Origin of the sequence: Terribacillus sp. DMT04 (assembly GCF_019056395.1) — a bacterium.
GTDB classification, from domain to species: Bacteria; Bacillota; Bacilli; order Bacillales; family Amphibacillaceae; genus Terribacillus; species Terribacillus aidingensis_A.
The window spans coordinates 2,815,438-2,837,679 of record NZ_CP077639.1 but is presented as its reverse complement, the minus strand read 5'-3'; the positions used below and the strand labels follow the sequence as shown (position 1 = coordinate 2,837,679).

The following is a 22,242-nucleotide window of genomic DNA, read 5'->3' as shown; positions in this document are numbered from 1 at the left end:
GGTGTTTTGTTTTCGGCTTAATCTAGAAGGGAAGAGGCTAGTAAAAAAAGGAAGGGTGAGGTCGTATGAGTGACACTTCCATGCCAAAGGAAGAAGGACTGGATCACAGTCTGGCATTTTTACGGGAAGGCTATGAATTTATTTTGCATCGCAGAAAGAGTTTTCAATCCAATATATTTGAAACCACACTGCTTTGGAAAAAGGCAATTTGTTTAGGCGGAAAAAAGGGCGCGGAGCTGTTTTATGATCCAGATAAATTTATGCGCGCTGGCGCTGCGCCGAATCGCTTGGTTAAAACACTTTTCGGTGAAGGGGCAGTCCAGACGTTGGACGGAGAGCAGCATCGAAACCGCAAAGGGATGTTCATGTCAATTATGACAAGAACACAGCTGCAAAAATTAGATCAGCTGATTGAAAGAGAATGGGAGAAGGCAAGTGAGCAGTGGGAACAATATGATCAAATCAACCTTTACGAGGAATCACAATATATTTTGATGAGAGCAGCTTGCGCATGGGCAGGAGTGCCGCTGGATGATGAACAAAAGCGAACAGAGCAAATGCGTCATTTGTTTGAATCGCCGGCAGCACTTGGTCCGGACTACTGGCAAGGTCGAACTTCAAGGTCTGGCGCGGATCAATGGATGGCAGAACTGGTAAAGCAAGTAAGAAATGGTGAGCTCCATCCTATCCGTGAAGGCGCACTCTATGTCTTCTCTTGGCATCGAGATATAGATGGAGAGCTTCTTCCTGAAAAAGTTGCTGCAGTGGAAGTGCTGAATATCGTCCGGCCGATTGTCGCCATTAGTATTTTTATAGCCTTTTCGGCGCTGGCACTTCATCAATTTCCACAAGAAAAAGGCAGACTGCAAAAGGGGGATGGCAGTATCCACCGCTTCGTGCAGGAAGTGCGTCGCTTTTATCCATTTTTCCCAGCTGCGATAGCGAAAGTAAAAAAGGACTTCCAGTGGGAAGGATATCAATTTCAAGAAGGCACGTTAACCTTGCTGGATATCTACGGCAATAATCATGACCCACATCTATGGGAGCAGCCTGATCTCTTCCAGCCCGACCGATTTCTCGACTGGGATGGTAGTCCATTTGATTTTATTCCTCAAGGCGGCGGAGATTTTCATATGGGACATAGATGTGCAGGAGAATGGGTGACGATTCAAGTAATGGAAGTGAGCGTCGACTATCTCGTAAATCGTTTGCAGTATAAAGTCCCAAATCAGGATTTAAGCTACAGCCACACCTCCATGCCGACTATGCCAAAAAGCCAAATGATACTGACAGATATACAGAAGATAACCAGCTGACGCTAGCAGAATATGATTGAAAAGAAAGAGCAGGAATCATGTGATCCTGCTCTTTTTGCATTCATGAAGAAACCGACATTACTATCATGTTAACGGCAGTCTTTTAAAACTTATTTTTTTAAACCAGCTGCATATAAGGGACCGTAAGCCGTCATGGTTGTTAGGATGTGTCCCATTTCTAGAGGAGATTCCTTTCTGCCGCTATGCAGCCATTGTTGGGTTACACCCAGTATTGCGTTTCCCATATAGGATGCCAAATACTGTTTTGGAACTCGAAAATTTTCTTCCTTTACAAATGAATGCGGATTATTCCCATAAATCTCTCCCCACATAAATTCTTTCAATCTTGTTTGAAAGGATAAATTTCCTTTTGGACCTAATACAGCTGTCATAACGTCGCTATTCTTATTTAGGTATTCATATATAGATACAGTAATAGAGAATGGCTGTGCAGTCGGAGAATCTGTTTCAAGAGAAGCAAGAACCTTTGGGAAATTCTCTCTCGCAATACGAGATAAGTCTAGCATAATCTTATCTTCACACTGCTTCATTAAATCAAATTTGTCTTGATAATGAGCATAAAATGTCCCCCTATTAATTTTCGCAGCAGTCGTTATATCTTTAACGGTAATTGCTTCAAATCCTTTTTCTTCGATTAATTGTATTAAGGCATTTCGAATGGCTTCCTTAGTCCGAATAACTCGTAAGTCAGCTTTATTGTCAGTCACACATCATTCTCCTTATTTTTTATTATTTTTATCCGACACAGTTCATATAAGTGTCCCGTAACCAACATATATTGGATATTTGATTATTGAATAGCATGGAGTAGGTACATATAATCTAGAGTGTAATAAACAACACGGTGTTCATTTATTATAAAGTAATATCAAGGAGGCGTTCAAGAATGTTCAAAAACAAGCTGCTATTTCTATCACCAATTATCGTTTTAGTCATTATATTTATTTTCTCGCTTACATTAATTCCATCTGTGCAGCCTGAAGCTAAAAATCTGCCGGTTGCAATCGTAAATGAAGATACAGGGGTCGCTATACCAAATCAAGGGCAAATGAATATGGGCCAAACGATCGTAGAGATGGTAAAAGAGAATGCAGAAGCAACTGCAGACCAAGAAGATCCTGCTGTGAAATGGATTGAAGTAAGTAACGCGGAGGAAGTTCAAAAAGGATTAGATAACCAAGAATATTATGGAGCGTTGGTTATACCGGAAGATTTCAGTGAAAAGCAGTCTTCCTTACAAACGGAAACACCTTCTTCCCCTGGCATTGAACTATTTGTTAACCAAGGCATGAATACAATGGCATCTACAATTGCCGGACAAGTATTGAATGGTGTAGTGGACAACATAAACAATAATGTTCGTACGCAACTTCTAGACGGGTTAGAACAACAAGGAGTACCTTTAACTACAGATCAAGCGGAAAGCCTAGTGAGCCCGGTTAAAAAAGAAATCATAACTGTAAACGAAACAGGCGCGAATAGTGCAAACGGTAATGCACCGAGTTCATTATTTCAACCGCTTTGGATGGCGAGTATAGCGAGTGCTGCTATTATTTTTATCGCACTGAGAAAAGTAACTACTACGAACCGAAAAGAGAACTTTTCAGTAAAAATGATGCAAATTATTGCAGGTGCAATTGTCACACTTGTGGTCGGATTTGGTTTAACTTGGATGGCCGATACGATAGCAGGGTTTCATATACCAGATTTCACTAGTACAGCATTTTTCTTAGCAATTACATCTTTCAGTTTCTTTCTTATGATTTCAGCGGTGCTTTCTGTCATTGGGCTTAAAGGAATACCAATATTTATTTTAATGTTATTCTTTGGTGCACCATTGCTTGCTATGGCTCCAGAAATGCTGTCACCATTTTATCAGCATTGGATTTACGCGTGGCTGCCAATGCGGTTTATGGTCGAAGGTTTACGAGAATTGCTCTTCTTCGATACAGGCCTGACTTGGGGTTCCGTATCCACTCTTGTATGGATAGGAATAGCAGGTATGGTAATCCTATTAGCTTCTGCATTACAATCTAAAACAACAACTAAAGAAACAGAAGATCAAGCGTTAGTTGGTTGACTTGATTAGGCCGCTCTCCATAAAGGATGAGTGGCTTGTTTTTATGGAGGTTACTATTAAAACCAGGGCTATCTTAACGCTGACAGCTTGTGGAGAGAAAGCATATTACCAAAGCGCAACAGTACAAGATGTATTGACAGATGTGATAGTAGAGGAAGACACAAAGTTGTATGATAACAATATGATTGTACGTACAGAAAAAGAGGATGTCTCCTATGAGATTCCTGTTGAAAAAGGTGCAGATCATCTAGAGGAATCAGTTAAAGATCACAATCTATTCCATGAAATTGAGATAGAGAAATGAGATTAGCATGAGTACCAGAACACAAGGTGCTTATTTTTTTGCTTTGTTCTTCTTGGGAGAGATGAAGAAATTCTTTGGTTAAACTATACATATGTTACCGTAAACATGAAGCATTGTAGTACAATTTAACAACAGTGAGATAGAAACGTGTTTATAAGCACTTATAATGGTTATAAAACGGATAGGGTACAGGATACATAAAGCTGCTTTGTAAGAAATGTAGCAGACATAAACGTAGCAGATATAAAAACAGCAAGTATCAAAGGATGATTTTTGTATGAAAACAGATTGGTACAAACTAGATAGCGCTGGGAAACTATATGCATCAACTGTTACATCCAGAGTATCTACCGTTTTTCGTCTTTCAGTCAATCTGTATATCAGTATTAATGGAGAATTGCTGCAAGAAGCACTGGAAGAGACGTTAGAAGAAGTTGCCTCATTCAAAGTCGTTGTAAAACGAGGCGTGTTTTGGTATTACTTTGAAAAGACAAACTCTATTCCTGTGGTGACGAAAGAATATTATTATCCTTGTTCGAATCTATTTTTTAGAGGACGAAACACGTTTCCGTACAGGGTGCTCTATTATAATAAAAAGATTTCGTTAGAACTATCTCATATGCTGACGGACGGAACAGGCGGAATTGAATTTTTAAAGCTTCTCGTCAAAAATTATCTAAGAAAAGAAGGTTTGGTGTCTGAGTCGGTTAGTGAAGACAAGAAAGACTACCATCTTGATAATGCTTTCTTTCAGCATTACGAGGAAGTGGTGCCAAGCTATCAGGAAACGTTGGACAAAGCGTATAAAATACCGATCCGGCTGGACAAACGCGGTGTGTATCATGTCACAACCGGAAATGTAAAAACACAAGCGATAAAGAATCTGGCGAAACAACATCAAACATCGATTACTACCTACTTGCTCGCTTTATACGCAGAAACATTAATTGAAATTCAACAGAAGAATTCGGATAAGAAAAGACCAATTTCCATTAATGTTCCTGTGAACTTGCGCAATTTCTTTAAAAGTGACACGCTGCAAAATTTCTTTGTTAGTGTGCCAATCACGATTGATCCTAGATTAGGTGTGTACAGCTTTCAAGAAATAATTGAAGCCATCAGTATCGATCTAAAACGGTTTGTAAATGAAAAACAGCTTAAAATGTTAATTGCTCGCAGTGTTAGGGGAGAGCGTAATATGCTGCTTCGTTCGCTGCCTTTATTTGTAAAAGATTGGATTTCGCCAATGGTGCATGCGAGATTTGGCGAAAATTATTATACAAGCTCTATTTCTAACTTAGGCCTTATAGTACTGGAGCAAGAAGTAGAAAAACATATTGAACGATTTGAATTTTATCCGCCACCTAGTATCGGTAATAAAATCAAAGTAGGGTTAATTAGTCACAAAGCGAACATGTATATTACATTTGGCAGTTTATCGAATGACAGCCTGGTAGAAAGAATGTTCTTCCGAAAATTAGTTAAAGAAGGCATTCACGTGAAAATAGAGACAAATAGGAGTGCATATTAATGGCCTACTGTCCGAAATGCGGTGTTAGTGTAGAAAAGGATCAAATACCTTGTCCGCTATGTTATACATATATACCAAAAGTGCTCAGTGACGAAGAACTGTCAGATGCGAATGGTTTTCCTGCTTATTATAGTTTGTATGAGAACTTATTGCATTTCTTCATCCGCAGTGTATATCGCGTTCTCTGTATTCTATTGATTCTAGGCTTTCTTGTCCCAATAATTGTCGACCTATCTTTGAACGGTGAGCTAACGTGGTCTTTATACAGCAGTTTATCTGTACTGATGAGCTGGTGTTATCTGCATGTATTCTTCGGTTATGTAAAACGTATGCGAAACAAGCTGACAGTCTTGATTGCTTCAGCTAGCATAGGGCTTATTGGTTTCGATGGCATTGATGGATATGCGGGCTGGTCCGTCGAAATAGCCATTCCGATAGTAGTGCTGACTGTACTCTTGTTTCTAGCAAATATCGCTATTTACAGAGTAAATGTAAGCTGGCTGCGTCAAAGTGGTTATATTATTTTTTCCCTGCTCATCCTTTGTATCGGAATAGAGTTTATCTTGCGGATCTATTTAGATGCAGAAGATGTATTTATTCAATCAGCCGGAGATGTGATCCTGTCCATTATAATAGGAGCCGTCTTACTGATTATATCTTACACAGTACCAGAGAAATGGAAAGAAAAGATGAAGCGTAAATTTCATATTTAGTGTCTTTTTTCGTATGAAACATTCATTCGTTTATTTTATAAGCGGATGGATGTTTTTTTGTAGTTCGGGCTTTCTCCCTTACTTCTCCGTTCCTAACCGGCTTTTTCCGCCTTTCTTGATGTCTAGCTCCAAAGACCAGAAACTGCGCTGTAAGCAATGAATCCCTGCGTGGGAATGGCGCCCACTCCGGGCTCCCTTGCTTACCGCTTCGTTTCTGAACGGTCTTTTCCGCTTTTCTTTATGTCTAGCTCCAAAGACCAGAAACTGCGCTGTAAGCAATGAATCCCTGCGTGGGAATGGCGCCCACTCCGGGCTCCCTTGCTTACCGCTTCGTTTCTGAACGGTCTTTTCCGCTTTTCTTTATGTCTAGCTCCAAAGACCAGAAACTGCGCTGTAAGCAATGAATCCCTGCGTGGGAATGGCGCCCACTCCGGGCTCCCTTGCTTACCGCTTCGTTTCTGAACGGTCTTTTCCGCTTTTCTTGATGTCTAGCTCCAAAAGCCAGGAACTGCGCCGTAAGGGATAAATCCCTGCGGAAGGAAAAGCACCTTCCTTCGGGCTTTCTCCCTTACTTCTCCGTTCCTAACCGGCTTTTTCCGCCTTTCATAAGACCAAAGTCTTATCTAACTTACCTCTCCAGGTCGTTATGTGGCGTTGAGGATAAAGGTAGACTAGGGGTATGAAAGGAGTTGTTGGTTGATGAAGAAGGTGTTGTTGATTATTGGGGCGGTTGTTGCGGTGGCTGTGCTGTTGGCGAATCTTGGGTCGCTGCTTGTATTGGCGATTAGTGTGGCTGTTGGTTATTACGGATTGAGAAGGTTCGTTATGACTGATGCTGTTGGCGCCAAGATTGGCTGGGGTGTCGTAATTGGAATTGGGGTTTGTATCTCGCTTTCCAACCTGCCAGCGCTGATTGGTTTGGCTGCTTTGGCTGCTCTTTATTACATGTATAAAGCATGGAAAAAAGATAAAGAAGCAGAGAAGTTTGACTTTACTCTCTAATTTCAAGGAGGCGTATAGTGGACAATTATTTGGAACAACGGGTACGGGTGTTGGAATTAGAAATAGAAGAATTAAAAAAACAGCAGAAACCAGGCTGGAAGGATAACACATGGATTTGGGCGGTCATTCCGATATTGGCTTTGCTTATCCCAGTGATGGCCCTGATTCGAGACATATTTTAACTTAAAAAGGAGAGGTACACATGGAAAATATCTTTACACGAATCAAACAGGCGGTTGCAGCAGATTTTCACGAGATTTTGGATAAGAAGGAAGAAAAGAATCCGACGGTGCAGCTGAGTCAGTATATCCGTCAATGTGAGCAGCAGGCGAAGAAGATCCGTGAACTGATTGAAAAGCAGTACCAGCTGAAGCATGACTTCACGAAAGAATATCATGCTGCACAGGCAATGGCTGATAAAAGAGAACGTCAGGCGAAGTTAGCTGCAGAACAAGAAGAAGCCGAACTTGCAGAGCAAGCACAAGATGAACGTATACAATATCAAGAGCGAGCAGACAAAATCAAAGCGATGATGGATAAAGCAAATGCGGACTTGCAAGAGCTTGAAAAAAAATACGTTCAAATGAAGCACAAGCTGAAGGATCTTTATGTAAAGAAAATGGAGTTTGCAGAGCGGGAGAATGTTGCGAAAGCACATCGCGGTATGAATGAAGTGTTGAAGAATAAGCCGGAATTCGAATTCGTTTCCAGCAAGTTCAACGATCTAGAGGGATACATTGATCGTCTGGAACGAAAAGTCAATGATGATTATCGCAAACAGACGCTGGATGCGAAGCTTGCGAATCTGGAAAGGAAATCTAGTTAAAATAGGAGAGACATGGTAATCTAGGAAGGACACAGGTGACGCTGTGACTTCCTTGTTTACACTTGCTGCATGAAAGGGGTGCCTTAAGGTGAAACCAAATGATATGGTTCGCTGGCTGCTGATTACTGCCGCAGTCGTATTCCTTGCTGAAATATTAATTTCAGGCACAGGTGTACTGATTGGCGCGGGAATTGGTATCTTTATTATTTATCTGGGAAGACGGAGGCTCTCCGCCGGAAAAAAACCGATACTGCTTTGGATAGGGATAGCTATTGTGGCTTTAAGTTTATTGCAATCATTCGCTTTTTATCTTGTTTTGACTGCTGGTATTATCTATTACTTTTCTAAGATACATGATAATACAGCAGATAAGCCGCAAGTTTATCATCCATCCTTTGAACAAACAGAATCGGAACAAGAGCAAGTATTTGAACAAAAATCGCTGTTCCAAAACAGCTTGTTTGGTGCACAGTCTGCTGGAAGCGGCGTATATGAGTGGAAGGACACAAACATTCAAGCCTTTCTCGGTGATACGAATATCGACTTAAATTATACCGTGCTGCCAAAAGAAGAGGCGGTGCTGATGGTACGAAAAGTACTTGGGAATGTCCGGATTGTTGTTCCGTATGATATGGAGGTGGATGTGCATCATTCGGTGGTATATGGCTCCGTCACCATCTTTGATCATAAAGAAAAGAACAGCTGGAATAAAGTGATTCATCTGCGGACAAAAGGTTACCAGCAATCCAGTCAGCGCGTCAAAATTGTCACAAGTGTAGTGGCAGGCAAGCTGGAGGTGGTGCGCGTATGAGTAATATCGTTAAACGGCATGTCGTCTTCGGGATGCTGTATAGTGTCTTGATGCTGGCAGGTTTAGTCGTTCTGTATGTACTTAATTACCCCGTTAATAATTGGCGGGCAGTTTTAAATATACATGACAGCTCGGTACCTTTTATCATTGCAGCTCCGGTATTTGTATTGTTTTCAGGTGCTTTGCTTGGTCTGTTTTCAGGTCTGTATTGGCGCAGGCGCTGGCACCAAGCTGCACAGGAATTAGAAGGCATCCGTGAAGGACAGCAGCCAATGAAGAAACGCAGCTTTAGTATATCCGAACTGCAGCATACGTGGACTGCGCTAGAGCGGTTGCAGCTGTATATGAATGAACAAGCGAAAATCGCACAAAAGCTGACTAATGAACGGGTAATTGATCGTGAGGAAGAAGTGCAGCGAATCGTTTCCGAAGAAAGAAATCGTTTGGCCCGGGAACTGCATGACTCGGTCAGCCAGGAGTTATTTGCTGCGTCCATGCTGATTTCTGCACTTACAGAATCAGAAGAAGAAAATGCACCTATGCTTATTGCGCTAAAACAGCTGGAGTCAATGGTGCAGCAATCACAGCTTGAGATGCGGGCACTGCTGCTTCATCTCAGACCTGCGGCATTAAAAGGGAAGACACTGCAAGAAGGAATGGATTTGCTGCTTGTTGATCTTCAAGCAAAAGTACCGCTCACGATTTCCTGGGAGCTGGATGAATTTCCGGTAGAAAAGGGCATTGAAGATCAGTTGTTTCGAATTGTGCAAGAATCTGTTTCAAATACGCTTCGTCATGCAAAAGCAGAGAGCTTGGCGATCAAGCTGCTTCAGCGGGATGGCTTCATCATTCTGCTTGTTACAGATGACGGAATTGGGTTTGAAATGGACACAGAACAACTAGGAGCTTACGGTTTGCAAAATATGAAGGAGCGGGCCGCGGAAATCGGCGCCCATTTGCGGGTGGTCAGTGTGCCGAAACAAGGTACACGGTTGGAGGTACGCGTTCCAATGCTCGACAGAGAGGAAGAAGAAGCGTGATCAGAGTACTTTTTGTAGACGATCATGAGATGGTTCGAATCGGTGTGTCTGCATATCTGGCTACACAAGCAGATATTGAAGTAATAGGAGAAGCTGATAACGGAGAAGATGCCGTAAAGCTTGCACTCGATTTGCGTCCGGATATTATTCTGATGGATTTAGTAATGGATAAGATGGACGGTATTGAAGCGACGAAGCTAATTGTAAGCGCATGGCCTGAGGCAAAAGTGATTGTCGTGACTAGCTTCTTGGATGATGATAAAGTATATCCAGCTTTAGAAGCAGGTGCTGCCAGCTATCTGCTGAAAACATCTAAAGCATCTGAAATTGCCAAAGCCATCCGAGCTACATATAATGGTTCTGCTGTCTTTGAACCAGAAGTGACGAATAAAGTGATGAAGCGAATGCGAAAGAATCAGGCACCAGCCCTGCATGAAACACTGACAGTCCGTGAGCAGGAAGTGCTTCATTTAATTGCAAAAGGAAGGTCAAATCAAGAGATTGCCTCCGAGCTGTTTATCGCGTTAAAAACAGTAAAAGTGCACGTAAGCAACATCCTGAGCAAACTCGAAGTACAAGACCGCACGCAAGCCGCCATTTACGTCCATGAAAACGGGATGCTTAAGTGAAGAAGAAGCTGGGTATCTAAAGAACGTATATAGTATTTTAAAAAGTTGCGCTCTGACTGCCGCTCCGGCAGAATACCTCGCTTTCCGTGGGCACGGCCTCAGCCTCCTCGCGGAGAACCGTCGCTGCGGGGTCTTCACCACGTGCTGTTCCCGCAGGAGTCTTCGCATTCTGCCTGCGCTAGTTGGATACTCCTATTCACGGATTGATAATCCAAATTAGCAGCGTGTATTTCCAAAGCGGCAGCCTAACTCATAAAACCGTAAAAAAAACGAACAATTCCGTTCTAATACCACAAGGAATTGTTCGTTTTGAATTGCTATAACACTTTAGTCCCAGCATTTTTCTTATAAACCAATCGTGTCATTCGGAACATACAGCTTAAAGCTGAGATTGTCGTTCGGCAAGTTAAATTGTTCTACTTCTACATGGAGATTATTTTGCAATTCCATTTGCGTGACAGCTACATAGATGGATTCTTCATCCGGATTGATCGAAACCCATTCAGGCATGTTGTAGTATTTATCAATGTACTTGAGAACCTTATCATTCGGCAAGGAAAGACTGCCGAGCGAGATTTCTTTATTCTCTAGTATTAAATCACCATTCTCCTGTACATGGGGCTCTAGCGTCATTTTCAATGGGATGCGGATGCCGAAAGCTGTAATGCCGCCGCTAAGTTCTACAGCATCATCTCCAAGTACAACAGCATAATTATCGGAGTTATCATTCAGTTCCTTATCGATATAAGCGTTGATTAGTTCGTTTACGTTTGCTTTTGTGGAACTAATTGTAAACTCTGAGGAATCAGAACTGTCAAATTGTGCTTCTTTTGGCGGCTCTGGAGCCGGACTGAAAGCTGGCAGAAAAATGAGCAGCAAAAGCAGCAGCAAAACAATACCGTTAGCAATAGCTAAAACTTTAAAATATTTCTTCCAGTTACGCGTCTTTCGATCGGGCGGTTGGTTATTTCGATTCTCCATTTCTTTCACCTGCCTATTCTTCGTCTTCCTCTTCTTCCTGTATCACGGGTTTGATACTTTCCAATACCCGTTCAGCTACTTTTCCATACCCAATTTCATTTGGATGGAAATAGTCATCAGACAACAGGTTTGCTGTTTCATTTTGGAATAAGTCGACTGTCTCAATGTAATGCTGTTCTTCGTTCTGGGCGATTTTCTCTCCAATGCTGTTATACTCCTTGATAATCGTACCAAGTTGTTCTTTTAGCTCGGGGAAGTTTTCTTCAAAGGGATTATAAAAACCAATCAAATACACTTCAGCATCTGGATTTAGTGTGTCGATTTTTTGGAAGATTTCCTTCATCCGCTCTTCGTAGGCTGGCATAGCCTTACTATAATCATCATAGTCCAAGTTTGTGAAATGATCTTTCGTTACTTTCATAATGTCATTAGCACCAATTGTAATTAAAACAACATCGGCATTTTCCAGGGAAGCGGAGATGACGGGGTCTTCCATGCGTTTCAGCATCTGGTCGGTTCGATTGCCTCGTTTACCAAAGTTATCAATCTTTACACGGTCCTCTGTTTGTTCAAATGTCTGCTGAAGAATGCCGACATAACCACCCTTATCAGTCTTGTCGCCCACACCTTGTGTCAAGGAATCTCCAATTGCTGTAATATGAAGATCTTCCTTGATAAAGAGCCCAATCGTGTCATTAAACAAACGCTGAAAGGCATCTTTAATTTCGGAGGACGTATCTGTATCCTCTGATTCGCCCAAAGTATCTTCCGTATTTTCAGGGGCTGAATCTTCAATTGGGACAACTTCTAAAGGGGCGTTAGTGACGGTCGCTTTCTTATCAGAGACAGCAAATAGTATCACAGCTCCGATGACGATGGCGAGCAGAAACGATGCAATAATCAAATAAACTTTTCTTTTTTGCAAGCATCATCAACCTCGTTTTAAAAATATAGTTTCGTATCCAGCTTGTTAAACTTTAAAACTGGCGGACACGGAGAAGGTAAATTGTTAATTTAACGTAAAATTATATCTTACTAGATTTCGACAAAGTTGGATAGTGGGAAGAGATGGTTCTGTATGTTTCAGGAAAGGCGCAGTCGGGAAAAAAACAAATAAGAAAAAATAAGAGGAGGATGCAAGATGAAAGAATACAGTGTAGTCCCAAATAGAGATGTAACAGGCTGGTATGTGAAGATTGAAGACGTAGCACCAACGGATTATCACAGCACAAGAGATGAAGCTGTTATGGAAGCTGAAAGCATGGCCAAGGATAATGCGCCTAGTAAAGTTATTATCTATGATGCACATCAAGAGATAGAAGAACAGCGGCAGTTTTAAAATTACCGGCAGTTTTTGCCGGTAATTTTTAACCTTTCAGGCTGTTCCTGAATAAGCTGAACAGAGGAGGTGCAGGCATGGATTTTTCCTTACTGCTGTTAGCTTTTTCAGGAATTGCATTGATTAGCATTGGCGTACTCCGTCATTTCACAAAAGATCCGTTTGTTTTATTCATCCCTGCTGCTGTAACGGCATTGCTTTTGCTTGTCACCAGTTTTTTCTCCTTCCTGTTACAGGAGGAACTGATTAAAGGGACGTTATACATCTTTGCTACTATCTTATGTGGATTATTTGTATTATTGCTTTTTCTGCCACCTTTTCGTAAGTAAAGGTGGCTTATTTTGCAGTTTTAGCAGTATTTGGGTGCCGGGCAGTCAGGCGTTTCAACCGAATTCCGGAAATGGAGTAGAGAACCAAAGCTCCCCAAATACAAGAAAAGGCGATCAGATGCGCATGTGTGAATGCTTCCCCGAATAAAGTGACACCTAAGAGCAGCATAAGGGTTGGCGCTATATACTGAAGCAGTCCGATTTGTGTTAGCGTCAGCCTGCGCGCGCCATGAGCAAAAAGCAATAGCGGTGCAGCTGTGGCGGCACCAGATAAGAATAAGATAACAGCTGTTCCAGTCGAGATAGATGTAGCTTCTGCAGCTGGTGCGAATAGCAGATAAAGGACGGCTAGCGGTGTAACGAACATGGTTTCAATTGTAAGCCCGAACATTGGCGGGATTGTCACTACTTTCTTCAGCAGCCCATATACAGCAAAGCTGATTGCCAATAGTAAGGATACCCATGGAAATACGCCGTAGCTAACGGTCAAATAAATGACTCCAAACGCGGCCAGAATAAAACTTGCAATCTGCAGACGTGTGCTTTTTTCTTTCAGAAAAATCATAGCCAGCAGTATGCTGATCAGCGGGTTAATATAATAACCTAAGCTGGATTGCAAGACATGTCCTGCGTTCACGGCCCAGATGAAAACGAGCCAATTGACACTCACTGTCAGAGAAGCTGCGAATAATCCCCAAAACGCGCGCTTATTTAAGAAAAGGTCCTTAATTTGCTGAATGAAAGAACGGAATTTTCCCAAGACAAACACAATGAGAATCATTGTAACAAAGGACCAAACGATACGATGGGCCAATAAATGGCCAGCATCGACGTCCTCTAATAAATTCCAGAATAAAGGCAGTACACCCCACATCATGTATGCAAGTGCTGCATATATGATGCCGGACTTAGATGATTGCGATTGCATGTTGGCATGCGCCTCTCTTTCTATTTCTGTTTGAGTTAAGTCTACGGCTGGGATGGCCGCTTTTCAATACTTTTGCATCTTTTTAAGATTCTGGTAAGTTGCCAATGTCAGATATGATACTATATATTAGTATGGGCAATTGGAAATATGCTACAGATGAAGGGAGTAGCACATGTGCATATATTTGCGTATTTATTAGGATTATTAACTATTATAAATATCCTCCTCGCATTAGCGATCGTTTTCTTGGAAAGGCGGGATGCTAGTGTTACATGGGCTTGGCTGCTTGTGCTCGTTTTTATACCAGTAGCGGGATTTATCGTTTATCTACTATTCGGCCGCAAACTCTCAGGAAAAATATTCACCTGGGATACAAAATCGAGGCTTGGTGTTAAGAAGCAAGTGCAAGCCCAATTGCGGGCTATTGAGGAAAATACATTTTCTTATAGGCAACCTGCAGTTGAGGAGTACAAAGGCCTTGCCTATATGCATCTGCGTAATGATGATGCAATATTGACCCAAGGCAATGAAGTAGAAGTCTTCACGGATGGGAACAAGAAATTCGATGCACTTCTACATGATTTAGAACAAGCGAAGAATCATATTCATCTCTTGTATTACATTGTGCGCAGTGACAAACTAGGGGAACGGCTGGCAGATGTACTTATAAGGAAAGCGCATGAAGGCGTTAAAGTACGGTTCCTGTACGATGATATGGGTTCAAGAAGTATTAAGAAGAGCTATGTGCGCAAGCTGATAGAAGCTGGCGTTGAAATTGAAGCCTTCTTTCCATCCTTCATTCCTAAAATTAACTTGAAGCTCAATCATCGAAATCACCGGAAGCTGGCGATTATTGATGGTCAGGTAGGGTACATTGGCGGGTTTAATATCGGCGATGAGTACTTAGGTGAAGATCAGAAATTCGGTTACTGGCGTGATACACATCTGCGGATCACTGGTGAAGCAGTACGAGCCATGCAGACACGCTTCATTTTGGATTGGAACCAAGCTTCCCGGCATGATATTGAATACGAAGATCGCTATTATCTGTCAGAGCCAGTTGGCAATGTCGGGATGCAAATTGTCTCCAGCGGACCTGATTCGGAATGGGAACAGATAAAACATGGTTATATCAAAATGATTCTTTCAGCCAAAAAATACGTGTATATCCAAACGCCGTATTTCATTCCGGATGAAAGTTTGGCAGACGCCCTGAAGGTTGCGGTACTGTCGGGTGTCGATGTGCGGATAATGATTCCGAATAAGCCCGATCACCCATTCGTTTATTGGGCAACATATTCGAATGTTGGTGAGCTGATTAAAGCGGGTGCACAAGTTTATATTTACCAAAATGGCTTCCTGCATGCCAAAACGATTGTTGTCGATGACAAGATTGCTTCTGTCGGTACAGCCAATATTGATGTCCGCAGCTTCCGGCTGAATTTTGAAGTAAATGCATTTTTATATGATCAAAATACAGCAGGGGTATTGAAAGAAAAATTTGAAGAGGATATCCTATTATCAACACAGCTTTCACATAATCTATATCTGCAGAGATCAAATTGGATTCGATTTAAAGAATCTATCGCGCGTTTGATCTCCCCGATCTTGTAGCCGAAGTTTGGCAGAAAGAAGGAAAATCAAGTGAAATCAAAACCATGTATCGCATCTTTAACAGTGAAAACATCCCATGTACTTCCTCCTGATACAAATACACACGGTACCTTGTTCGGAGGAACGCTGATGGCTCATATTGATGATGTTGCTGCAATTGCTGCCTACCGTCATGCCAGACAGCTTGTTGTAACAGCTTCTACCGATAGCGTCGATTTTCTCGCTCCTGTAAAAGTAGGAGATACTATTTGCGTGGAGGCATTTGTAACCTGGACGAGCAACACTTCCATGGAAGTGTTCGTCAAAGCAGTAACAGAAGATTTGCGAACAGGAGACAGAAAAGTATCAGCAACAGCATTCGTTACCATGGTTGCACTCGATGATAACAAACAGCCCATCGAGGTGCCGGAAGTATTTCCAGAAAGCCCAGAAGAGAAATGGCTGTACGATGGCGCGCCGCAGCGTGCTGCGTATCGCAAAGAACGCTTAAAACGATCCAAAGAGATGGCAGTAGCATTCGGAACAGATTATCCATGGTTCCGAAATGACGGCCGTAACTTCGACGAATAAAAAAAGACGAGCTTGCTTCAAGGCAAAGCTCGTCTTTCTTTATGTACCTATACATTAAATTTCCTTAATAAAAAACAATTCGTAAAATTATAGTATGTTTTTATCTGAGAAGGTATTTTGCCTATAGATGTCGAAAAGAAGTGAAAAATAGTTGTATGGGGAATGGTTCCATGAATAAAAAAGTGAAGGTATTGGTAAGTTGGATTATTGGATTTTCCTTAACAACACTTATATTTATAGGTGTTGGAGAGGCTTTAGTGAAAATTGTTAGTTACTGGAACAACGAGACATATACAACATTCTCTATGGTAAGATGGTTGAGCTTAGTAATAGCTCTTATTGTAATATCTTCTGGAATTGCAAAATACCTTAGAACCAATGACAGTGCTGTATCTATTGGCTTTACTAACATTCCTAACATTGTTTATGATGAGCAATTTGAAAAATCTAAGGATTATAAAGATAAGAGTTTGATTAAAGAAAATACGCAATTACATGAGAAAATTAATGCGTTGGAGGATTACAACATAGATCTCATTGCAGAACTTGAGACAAAAGGGCTAGAGATGGATGAGATTACGTACATTAGTGACATCTTTATTAGACATCATAAAAATACCAGCAGGCTGGTTAGGTCACTAACCCAACTTATGGAAGAAGGAAAATCAAATTGGAAGTATGAGTTTTGTAATAACGTATTAGATGAATGTGTTACTATACTTCTTGAAGATCGAGCTGATAAATCTTCAACTATTTACTTTATAAACGATGAGAGTAAACTTGAAATGTTCACATATAATAGAATTGAATTTAGTTCATCGAGGGAAAGATTATTTAAAATTGGAGATGGTTTTGCAGGACATATTTGGGAAACTGGAGAAACATTATTAATAAATGATGTTTCCATGGACAATGAACATTTTCAGGGAGAATTTGCACCTGTACATGAGTACGGTTCTATACTCGGTGTCCCAATAAAAATAGGGAAAGAGGTAGTAGGAGTTCTCTGTATACAAAGTGAGAAAGCAGAAGACTTTGCGGAAGATGATGAAAGAACAGTGGTTTTCTATGCAGAAATGTGTGGGCTGGCACACTTTTACGATAGAATAAATTATTAGTATAGGGAGTGCTTTTATGACAACTTTAAAAAATAAAAATACTGGCTTGAGAATTGTCCAGAATAGGGACAGGAGATTAGCTTCGTCTAGAACTAGAACCAATCAATTGCTTCAAAGAGCTGCGGGTTTAGGGTTAGTTGATACCTATGTTGATAGAAAAGGAAGAGTGCGTACAAAAAAAGAGCAATAGTTGGACAAGCACATATATGTCTTTTCGTTAATTTTAAAAAGCGAATTTAGAAAATTGTTTCAGCTAAATTTTCTAAGTTCGCTTTTTTATATAGGCTTACGAGTTAATTAAACTCATGGGGTCCTGCGGTATTTGTGCGAAAAGGGTCTCCAGCCGTCCGCGGAATGTGTATGTATTTCCAGAAGCTGCATTCAGATTGTTTTCCCCCTTAAGCTCTTCGTATTTGTTATCCATTCTGTGTTTGCCCTAATTCCCTTTCATCGTCACAAGGTCGAATCAATGCATCGAATAGATCATTCAGCATTTGAAGATGATGTGTCTTCTCGCGTTCATCTCCATCATGGATTATCAAATATTCAAGTCGTCCGTAGATGTCCAGAATTTCATGCTTTTGTTCGGCAGTTAGTGATTGCACATCTAGTACAAGTGATGTATTCACATCTTTTGCTTCTAATTTCTTTAGATCTTTTCCGTATTCTTTATGTGGATTAGCCATCAGCTCTTGCGCTCTGTCACTGAGGAAGTAAGCCATAAAAAGATCAACATCTTGTTCGTACTCTTCATAAAAGTGAATACCAATCAGCTGGTCGAGATGACGTACATTTGTTTTATTACGGACAATCTGTATGCTCTTTCGGTTAAACACACTCACTAAAATTGGTGCGGGATCTAAAACTGGGAGTCGATACCAAGGTGTTCTGGAACGAATAGTATGGCGCTGGTCAACCCGATGAGCCTTTCCATCCGCTAAATACTGCATCACTGCGTGGTCTTGCTCTTGCGTATCATCAACATGAAGCAGAAGCATTTGCTCATCTTTCTGCACAAGTCGCTTGTAATCAGTGTAAGTGAAGAAAAGATCTTTCAGCTGACTTGACTTGGAAAGTGCAGGCAGGAAGTGCTGCTGCCCGATTTGCCATTGCTTCACTTTACTATTATTAAAGCAGAAATATTGGTTTGATCCTGTTTTGATACCGTGCTTTGCAGCAGCAAAATGGTTGAGCGGCTGTACATTCGTAAAACGTTTCTGGTTTTCTTGATAAAAATGCAGACGCCATTTACTAGCAGGGTTAAGATCTTGAATTCGTCTTACAATTCCAATCGGTTTTTCCCGGCTAGACGTTATATACGCGGCAGCCTGCTCAAGCTCATGTTCAGACTGCGTACGGATAAATTCAATTGTATCTGTCTTTCTTGACTTGTCGAATAAAAGCAAAGAACTTGTTGTCGCTGCACCTTTAAACCATCCCATTTGAATATCAGTGTTGATAATCATCGTCAAACTGCGATCCAAGAGAAGGTATTCTTTTATTTTGGTGCCATATCTGGCATTTAAGAAGTCGGAAGGAACGATAAAGGCAGCCCGCCCCTTCTCGTTTAGTTGGTGCAATGCCTTCAACAGGAATAAACCGTAAAAATTCGTATATGTAGACAATGTAATATCCATTCGCTGTCGGAATAGATTTAAGTAGATTTCTCTTTCATCTTCATTACGGAACGGGATATACGGCGGGTTGCAAAGGATTCCATCATACCTTGTATCCCATCCTTCCGAAAGAAAATCTCGTTGATGCAGCTGGACGGCTGGCTGCGAAGTGAAGAAGGTGCGATTTGCATCCAAGATTTCTGAATCCTCTTCATAAACATCAACTTTATAACTGCTTGGTATATTTTTTATTAACTTTCCAAGGCCGACAGCTGGGTCAAGCAAATGCTTGCCTTCCAGGTTGTGTAGCACCCACTGTTTCATCATGTCTGCAATAGCATCTGGGGTGAAATACTGACCATAGTGCCGACGATGGAGTGCGGAACTTGTATTTAAATAGGATTCTTCCAATCTATGTCCTTCCACAGGCACACCTCCACTTAAGAAAAATAGGAAAAAACAACTAGATTCATTGTATTACAAAATCAACATAGTTTTCCAGTAAAAGGAGAAGTATTTCGCTAAAAATCAACAAAAAAGCCGAATGTTTAGAAAGTTAACTCTATCTGCTTTTGTGTATCCGCGTTGGTTGATAGACAAGAAGGAATAGGAGTATAATACAATCAGCTATTAAAAATGACAGCAGATGCAAAGGGGTTGCAACAAATGAAAAAAGCTTTAACAATCGCAGGTTCAGATTCCTCGGGCGGAGCGGGTATACAAGCAGACCTAAAAACAATGCAGGAGTTCGGCGTATACGGTATGTCAGCTGTAACGACAATCGTTGCGATGGACCCTTATAATAATTGGCATCATCATGTATTTCCTGTTGATGTAAATACAGTCAAAGAGCAGTTAAATACAATTGTAGTAGGCGCAGGTGTTGACGCAGTGAAGACTGGCATGCTCGGTTCTCCTGAAATCATCGAATTGGCTGCAGCTATGATCAAAGAAAACAATATTCCGAATGTCGTTATCGACCCAGTAATGGTATGTAAAGGTGCAGACGAAGAACTGCAGCCTGAAAATACCGTGAGTTTGCGTGAAAAGCTGGTTCCGCTTGCAACAGTGATTACGCCTAACTTATTTGAAGCTGCTAAGCTTGCGCAAATGCCGTTGATTCACTCAGTGGAAGAAATGAAAGAAGCAGCACAGAAAATTCATGAACTTGGTGCAAAGTACGTGCTCGTTAAAGGCGGCAGCAAGCTGGATACAGATAAAGCAATTGACGTGCTTTATGATGGAGAAACATTCGAAATTCTCGAAAATGAAAATGTAGATACAACGTATACACATGGCGCAGGCTGTACGAGTTCTGCGGCAATCTGTGCATTGCTTGCTAATGGCAGCAGTGTGAAAGAAGCTATTTATGAATCGAAAACGTTCATTACAGAAGCGATTCGCGGAGGCTTCAAACTGAATGAATATGTTGGCCCTGTCAATCACGGTGCCAGAAAGTCCATGCCACAGCAATAAGCAGGTCTGGATAAGGAAAAGCCGCCTGGAACGGGCGGCTTTTCTATGTTCGGGAAGGAGAGAGATTATATGCGAATTTTTAGTGTGGAAAACCTAACAAAGACGTATGGAGACAAGCAGCTATTTGACCGCATTGCTTTTCATATAGAGAGCAGAGAACGAATAGGACTTGTCGGGGTAAACGGAACCGGAAAGTCAACGCTATTAAAAGTATTAGCTGGTATAGAAGGTGCTGATAGCGGGGATATTGACCATAGCAAAACGTTCCAGCTGGCTTATTTAGCGCAGGAACCGGAACTTACAGCAGGAAAGACAGTATTAGAAGAGGTATTCAGTGGAACGAGCCCTATTCTGGAGACGATTCGTACATACGAAGAGGCCATTGCTGCATTGGAGAAAAATCCGGAAGACACCAAGACGCAGAACCGGTTATTCCAGCTGCAAGCAAAGATGGATGCTGAAGACGCCTGGGATGCAAGCACGCAGGCGAAGACGATATTGTCTAAGCTAGGTGTCAATTATTATAGCAGCTCTGTCGATACATTGTCAGGTGGACAGCGAAAACGAGTAGCATTAGCGAAAGCGCTCATCCAGCCAGCTGATTTATTGCTTCTGGATGAGCCGACTAACCATCTGGATAATGAAACAATTGAATGGCTGGAAAGTTATTTGCCAAACTATCCTGGAGCGCTTCTGTTAGTGACGCACGATCGGTATTTTTTAAATAGAATTACCAGTCATATATTCGAGTTGGAGCTGGGCAGCCTTTATCGGTATGAAGGAAACTATGAAACCTACTTGACGAAGAAAGCGGAGCGGAAAGCACAAACCTTACTTGATCAGGAGAAACATCAAAACACACTTCGCCGGGAGCTTGCGTGGCTTCGCCGTGGTGCTAAAGCACGGACGACGAAACAAAAAGCAAGAATTCAGCGAGTAGAAGAGATGAAGGAAACCAAGTTCCAGACCCAAGACAATGAACTGAATCTTCAAGTTGGGGCTGCACGGTTAGGTAAGAAAGTGTTAGAAGCAAAAGATCTAACGGTTCAGTTTGGTGAGAAACCTTTATTCAGTCATTTTGATTTTCTATTCAATCCAGGCGATCGAATCGGCATCATTGGACCGAATGGTAGCGGAAAAACATCATTCTTGCATACACTTGCCGGCAGAATTCAGCCAACAGCAGGAGAGGTTGAAACTGGAGAAACGGTGAAGCTTGGATATTATACACAGCTTCAACAAGATATGAACCAGCAGCTTCGTATCATTGACTATATTAAGGAAGTTGCAGAGGTTATCACAACCGCAGATGGCGATATTATAACGGCAGAGCAGATGCTCGAGCAATTTCTCTTCCCGCGCAGCCATCAATATACGTATATTCATCGGCTATCTGGCGGAGAGCGAAAACGATTGTACTTGCTCCGTGTTCTGATGGAAGAGCCAAATGTTCTTTTTCTTGATGAGCCTACCAATGATTTAGACACAGAGACGCTGGGTATTCTTGAGGATTACTTGGATGGATATCCTGGTGTTGTTATTACTGTTTCCCACGACCGATACTTTTTAGATCGTGTTGTAGATCAGCTGATTGTTTTTGAGGGAGCAGGAGCTGTTTCCACATTTTACGGCAATTACAGTGAGCATAGAGAAAAGATGTTGGAGCAGCCGAGAGTGCAGCAGCAAAAAACGGCCCCCGCACCGGAACGCCAAGAAAAGAAAAAGCAAAAACTGTCGTACAAGGAACAGCAAGAGTGGAATACGATTGAGGACGAAATTGCGGAGCTGGAAGAACGGATAGAAGCTTGCGCAACAGGGATAACAGAAGCGGGCAGCAACAGCGAGCGCGTGCAGCAGCTGTTTGTAGAACAGCAGGAACTGGAACAGCAGTTAGAGGAGAAGATGGAGCGATGGGAAGCGTTATCTCTCGTTGTGGAAGAAATTGAAAACCAGAAGAGTTAAGGCATATTTCGTGCTATATTGCTCATACTTCACTAG

The 22,242-nt window shown here is 41.7% G+C and carries 24 protein-coding genes; 19 read left to right on the top strand and 5 right to left on the bottom strand.

The window, feature by feature from the left end:
- Positions 1 to 65 precede the first annotated feature (65 nt).
- The gene (locus tag KS242_RS14760; RefSeq protein WP_217322032.1) at positions 66 to 1,316 is read left to right on the top strand and encodes a CYP152 family fatty-acid peroxygenase CypC; all 1,251 of its coding nucleotides are present in this window, start codon (positions 66 to 68) and stop codon (positions 1,314 to 1,316) included.
- Positions 1,317 to 1,426: 110 nt separating this feature from the next.
- On the opposite strand, the gene KS242_RS14755 is transcribed toward KS242_RS14760, so the two are convergent.
- Positions 1,427 to 2,044, bottom strand: coding sequence for a TetR/AcrR family transcriptional regulator (locus KS242_RS14755; RefSeq protein ID WP_217322031.1), 618 nt, complete (start codon positions 2,042 to 2,044; stop codon positions 1,427 to 1,429).
- Between the two features lie 179 nt (positions 2,045 to 2,223).
- On the opposite strand from KS242_RS14755, the gene KS242_RS14750 reads away from it, so the two are divergent.
- From KS242_RS14750 to KS242_RS14705, 10 genes are all read left to right on the top strand, one after another.
- On the top strand, positions 2,224 to 3,417 hold the full coding sequence (locus KS242_RS14750) for a YhgE/Pip domain-containing protein (RefSeq protein WP_217322030.1): 1,194 nt from the start codon (positions 2,224 to 2,226) through the stop codon (positions 3,415 to 3,417).
- A gap of 43 nt (positions 3,418 to 3,460) precedes the next feature.
- Positions 3,461 to 3,721: a hypothetical protein gene (locus tag KS242_RS14745; protein WP_217322029.1), complete on the top strand. Its 261-nt coding sequence runs from the start codon at positions 3,461 to 3,463 to the stop codon at positions 3,719 to 3,721.
- Between the two features lie 277 nt (positions 3,722 to 3,998).
- On the top strand, positions 3,999 to 5,252 hold the full coding sequence (locus KS242_RS14740) for an alcohol acetyltransferase (protein ID WP_217322028.1): 1,254 nt from the start codon (positions 3,999 to 4,001) through the stop codon (positions 5,250 to 5,252).
- Entirely contained in the window at positions 5,252 to 5,965 is a 714-nt protein-coding gene (locus tag KS242_RS14735) for a DUF6320 domain-containing protein (protein ID WP_217322027.1), read from the top strand. The genes KS242_RS14740 and KS242_RS14735 overlap by 1 nt, the downstream gene beginning before the upstream one ends.
- 699 nt (positions 5,966 to 6,664) lie before the next feature.
- Positions 6,665 to 6,967, top strand: a complete 303-nt coding sequence (locus KS242_RS14730; protein WP_217322026.1) for a lmo0954 family membrane protein — start codon at positions 6,665 to 6,667, stop codon at positions 6,965 to 6,967.
- Between the two features lie 17 nt (positions 6,968 to 6,984).
- Positions 6,985 to 7,149 carry a hypothetical protein gene (locus tag KS242_RS14725; protein WP_217322025.1) on the top strand — a complete coding sequence of 55 codons (165 nt, stop codon included), beginning with the start codon at positions 6,985 to 6,987 and terminating at the stop codon, positions 7,147 to 7,149.
- A gap of 20 nt (positions 7,150 to 7,169) precedes the next feature.
- Positions 7,170 to 7,793, top strand: a complete 624-nt coding sequence (locus tag KS242_RS14720) for a PspA/IM30 family protein (RefSeq protein WP_217322024.1) — start codon at positions 7,170 to 7,172, stop codon at positions 7,791 to 7,793.
- An 88-nt stretch (positions 7,794 to 7,881) separates the two neighbouring features.
- Positions 7,882 to 8,604, top strand: a complete 723-nt coding sequence (gene liaF, locus KS242_RS14715; protein ID WP_217322023.1) for a cell wall-active antibiotics response protein LiaF — start codon at positions 7,882 to 7,884, stop codon at positions 8,602 to 8,604.
- Positions 8,601 to 9,644 (top strand): sensor histidine kinase, encoded by a 1,044-nt coding sequence (locus KS242_RS14710; RefSeq protein WP_217322022.1) that lies wholly within the window; start codon positions 8,601 to 8,603, stop codon positions 9,642 to 9,644. The genes liaF and KS242_RS14710 overlap by 4 nt, the downstream gene beginning before the upstream one ends.
- On the top strand, positions 9,641 to 10,273 hold the full coding sequence (locus tag KS242_RS14705; RefSeq protein WP_217322021.1) for a response regulator: 633 nt from the start codon (positions 9,641 to 9,643) through the stop codon (positions 10,271 to 10,273). The genes KS242_RS14710 and KS242_RS14705 overlap by 4 nt, the downstream gene beginning before the upstream one ends.
- 345 nt (positions 10,274 to 10,618) lie before the next feature.
- Here KS242_RS14705 and KS242_RS14700 read toward each other — a convergent pair whose 3' ends face one another.
- The gene (locus KS242_RS14700) at positions 10,619 to 11,254 is read right to left on the bottom strand and encodes a YpmS family protein (RefSeq protein WP_217322020.1); all 636 of its coding nucleotides are present in this window, start codon (positions 11,252 to 11,254) and stop codon (positions 10,619 to 10,621) included.
- A 13-nt stretch (positions 11,255 to 11,267) separates the two neighbouring features.
- A complete protein-coding gene (locus KS242_RS14695; RefSeq protein WP_217322019.1) occupies positions 11,268 to 12,179 on the bottom strand; it encodes a DUF459 domain-containing protein in 912 nt (303 codons plus the stop codon).
- 216 nt (positions 12,180 to 12,395) lie between these two features.
- Here KS242_RS14695 and KS242_RS14690 point away from each other — a divergent pair, with 216 nt between their 5' ends.
- Both KS242_RS14690 and KS242_RS14685 read left to right on the top strand, forming a co-directional pair.
- On the top strand, positions 12,396 to 12,593 hold the full coding sequence (locus KS242_RS14690; protein WP_217322018.1) for a DUF2188 domain-containing protein: 198 nt from the start codon (positions 12,396 to 12,398) through the stop codon (positions 12,591 to 12,593).
- A gap of 77 nt (positions 12,594 to 12,670) precedes the next feature.
- Positions 12,671 to 12,922, top strand: a complete 252-nt coding sequence (locus tag KS242_RS14685) for a hypothetical protein (protein WP_217322017.1) — start codon at positions 12,671 to 12,673, stop codon at positions 12,920 to 12,922.
- 7 nt (positions 12,923 to 12,929) lie between these two features.
- Here the strand turns inward: KS242_RS14685 and rarD are convergent, their stop codons facing one another.
- Positions 12,930 to 13,850 carry an EamA family transporter RarD gene (rarD, locus tag KS242_RS14680; protein WP_217322016.1) on the bottom strand — a complete coding sequence of 307 codons (921 nt, stop codon included), beginning with the start codon at positions 13,848 to 13,850 and terminating at the stop codon, positions 12,930 to 12,932.
- 174 nt (positions 13,851 to 14,024) lie between these two features.
- On the opposite strand from rarD, the gene cls reads away from it, so the two are divergent.
- From cls to KS242_RS14660, 4 genes are all read left to right on the top strand, one after another.
- The gene (gene cls / locus KS242_RS14675) at positions 14,025 to 15,464 is read left to right on the top strand and encodes a cardiolipin synthase (RefSeq protein WP_217322015.1); all 1,440 of its coding nucleotides are present in this window, start codon (positions 14,025 to 14,027) and stop codon (positions 15,462 to 15,464) included.
- Between the two features lie 30 nt (positions 15,465 to 15,494).
- Entirely contained in the window at positions 15,495 to 16,034 is a 540-nt protein-coding gene (locus tag KS242_RS14670; protein ID WP_077306999.1) for an acyl-CoA thioesterase, read from the top strand.
- Positions 16,035 to 16,204: 170 nt separating this feature from the next.
- On the top strand, positions 16,205 to 17,152 hold the full coding sequence (locus KS242_RS14665) for a GAF domain-containing protein (RefSeq protein WP_217322014.1): 948 nt from the start codon (positions 16,205 to 16,207) through the stop codon (positions 17,150 to 17,152).
- Positions 17,153 to 17,168: 16 nt separating this feature from the next.
- Positions 17,169 to 17,342 carry a hypothetical protein gene (locus tag KS242_RS14660; protein WP_217322013.1) on the top strand — a complete coding sequence of 58 codons (174 nt, stop codon included), beginning with the start codon at positions 17,169 to 17,171 and terminating at the stop codon, positions 17,340 to 17,342.
- 226 nt (positions 17,343 to 17,568) lie between these two features.
- Here KS242_RS14660 and KS242_RS14655 read toward each other — a convergent pair whose 3' ends face one another.
- Complete coding sequence (locus KS242_RS14655) at positions 17,569 to 19,194, bottom strand: Eco57I restriction-modification methylase domain-containing protein (protein WP_217322012.1); 1,626 nt, start codon at positions 19,192 to 19,194, stop codon at positions 17,569 to 17,571.
- Between the two features lie 240 nt (positions 19,195 to 19,434).
- Here KS242_RS14655 and pdxK point away from each other — a divergent pair, with 240 nt between their 5' ends.
- Together pdxK and KS242_RS14645 are read left to right on the top strand one after the other, a co-directional pair.
- Positions 19,435 to 20,244 (top strand): pyridoxine/pyridoxal/pyridoxamine kinase, encoded by an 810-nt coding sequence (gene pdxK / locus KS242_RS14650; RefSeq protein WP_217322011.1) that lies wholly within the window; start codon positions 19,435 to 19,437, stop codon positions 20,242 to 20,244.
- Positions 20,245 to 20,313: 69 nt separating this feature from the next.
- Positions 20,314 to 22,206: an ABC-F family ATP-binding cassette domain-containing protein gene (locus tag KS242_RS14645; protein ID WP_217322010.1), complete on the top strand. Its 1,893-nt coding sequence runs from the start codon at positions 20,314 to 20,316 to the stop codon at positions 22,204 to 22,206.
- The last annotated feature ends 36 nt before the right edge of the window (positions 22,207 to 22,242 follow it).